This window comes from Patescibacteria group bacterium (assembly GCA_038063375.1).
Taxonomy (GTDB): Bacteria; Patescibacteriota; Minisyncoccia; order Phycocordibacterales; family JANLHH01; genus JANLHH01.
The window spans coordinates 5,355-7,265 of sequence record JBBTVG010000034.1; the positions used below are offsets into that span (position 1 = coordinate 5,355).

The 1,911-nt window shown below is 46.3% G+C and carries 3 protein-coding genes; all 3 read right to left on the reverse strand.

The window, feature by feature from the left end; translation table 11 throughout:
- Positions 1 to 48 precede the first annotated feature (48 nt).
- Complete coding sequence (ftsA, locus tag AAB523_03540) at positions 49 to 1,215, reverse strand: cell division protein FtsA (GenBank protein MEK7556327.1); 1,167 nt, start codon at positions 1,213 to 1,215, stop codon at positions 49 to 51.
- Between the two features lie 55 nt (positions 1,216 to 1,270).
- Positions 1,271 to 1,669 carry an rRNA maturation RNase YbeY gene (ybeY, locus tag AAB523_03545; GenBank protein ID MEK7556328.1) on the reverse strand — a complete coding sequence of 133 codons (399 nt, stop codon included), beginning with the start codon at positions 1,667 to 1,669 and terminating at the stop codon, positions 1,271 to 1,273.
- On the reverse strand, positions 1,669 to 1,911 hold a 243-nt coding region (locus tag AAB523_03550), incomplete at its 5' end, for a hypothetical protein (GenBank protein ID MEK7556329.1). The genes AAB523_03550 and ybeY, both read right to left, overlap by 1 nt.

Below are 1,911 nucleotides of genomic sequence, written 5' to 3' on the forward strand. Positions count from 1 at the left end.
TCGCAGTTTAAAAGAGGATTATGGATCTGTCTATGTGTGTAAGAATTGTTACGGGAGGAATTGTTTTACCCATGACACTAGATTTCCCTTTGTGCGTCGTACTAGTTTGATCCCTGCGCCCTCCTCTCCTTCGTTGTCTATTCCCATGATGCAGAGACCATAAGCCACCGACCAATTTGAGTCAACGATCTGATGATTGGTGCTTTTCGCAAAATCAGGTTGGGCGATTTGAGAGGGGAGTCGCAAGGATACCTTCGCGAGGTCTTCGATCAAAGGAATCGCCGAAGTTCCTCCCGTGATGATGATGCCCGCGGGCAAGAGACCATTCTTGCCGATCTTTTTTAGGTGCGAATCAATAATTTCAAAAATATCAGAAAGGCGCGCCTCAATGATGTCATCCAGTTTCTTTTTTGAATATATCTTCATGCCGGAACCGCGTTTGGTTTCCTCAGCTTCTTCTAGCGGAATCTTTAAGCCGAGCGCGATGTCGTTAGTAATCTCTGATCCGCCGATAGGGAATACTTTAAGAGAGATGGGGATATTATTCTCAAAAACTGCCAAAGAAAGCGTTTCAGCGCCGATATTGGCAAGCACGCAACCCGCCGTTTTTTGCCGCTTAGTGAGTGTGACAAAACCCGCCGCGATAGGGGAGGCCATGATATCTTCTACCCGCACCCCAATGTCTTCCACGGCATGTATAAAATCATCCAAATGCTGGTGCAGGCAGGTGATGAACAATGTTTTCACCTCAAGCCGCGAACCTTTCAGGCCGGCAGGCTTACCCATCACTTCTTCTCCGTCCAGCTTAAAACTGATCGGTATGGTATGAATGATCTGTTTGTTTGCCGATTGAGCGATGCTCGCCTCCGAGGCTTCGAGCGCCTTTTTTACGTCTATTTCAGCAACTTCGTTGTCGGCGCGTGATACAAAAATAGAACCGGTGCCGACTGATGATTCAAGGCTCAATCCGCCGATAGCGATAAACGCCTTTTTAATTTTCATTCCGGCGGATTTCTCGGCTTGCGCCACCGCTTCCCGAATACTCTCGGTCGCTTCTTCCATGTTTACGATATACCCATGGCGCAAGCCCTTTGATTCCGCTATGCCGCTCCCGATGATAGTAGGCATCGTGCTTTCTTCCGTGTATTCCGCGACCACAACACGAATATTTCCGCTTCCGATATCTATGCCTGTTGATATGTTTCTTCGTGCCATGAGAAAAGATAAAAATCGTTGAGTTTTTTAGATAAAATACGTATAGGGGGTCGGATCAAATCCTGAAGGCGCGCATGAACTTCTCTTCCTCCCGTTCCATGGAGACGCCGTGTTCCAGGCCTCTCAGATGCAAAAGACCATGGATAAACAAGAATCCGACGAATGTATTATAACGTTTTTTAAAGCGAGGCGCATCTTTTTTAGCTTGGCGTAGGTTGATAAATATCTCGCCTTCGCTTGCCGAAAGAGGGAAACTCAATATATTGGTCGGTCGGTCTTTCCCGCGATAGCGTTTATTGAGGTCGCGCGATCTTTTGTCGCCGATAAAAACGACGCTTAATTCGTAGTGTTTTCCCAGAACGCGTTCTTTTATGCGCAGAAAAGGCAAGCTCGGAAGCTTGCCTTTAGTGGTGTTCTCTATTGCAAAGTTTTGGACCATTGCGTTGTTCGACATTACATTCTGCCGAGTTTTTTCAGTCGATTGACCTCGGTAGTTCTGGCGATCCTTTTGAGCGCCTTTTTCTTTTTTGTGAATTTTGAAAGAGATCTTTCCGAGTAACGAATTGAGCGTACGCGTTTGAGCACCCCTGATCCTTGCACGCGCTTTGTGAACCTCCGTATGAGGTTTGTCATATTTTCGTTATTGTTTTTTACGACTTCCACGTTGATATTCATAAAACATAAGATACCATACAC

Bases quoted from the DNA above. Each gene is read 5' to 3' on its own strand.
- ftsA (MEK7556327.1), bottom strand. From the start codon at position 1,215: ATGGCACGAAGAAACATATCAACAGGCATAGATATCGGAAGCGGAAAT.
- ybeY (MEK7556328.1), bottom strand. From the start codon at position 1,669: ATGTCGAACAACGCAATGGTCCAAAACTTTGCAATAGAGAACACCACT.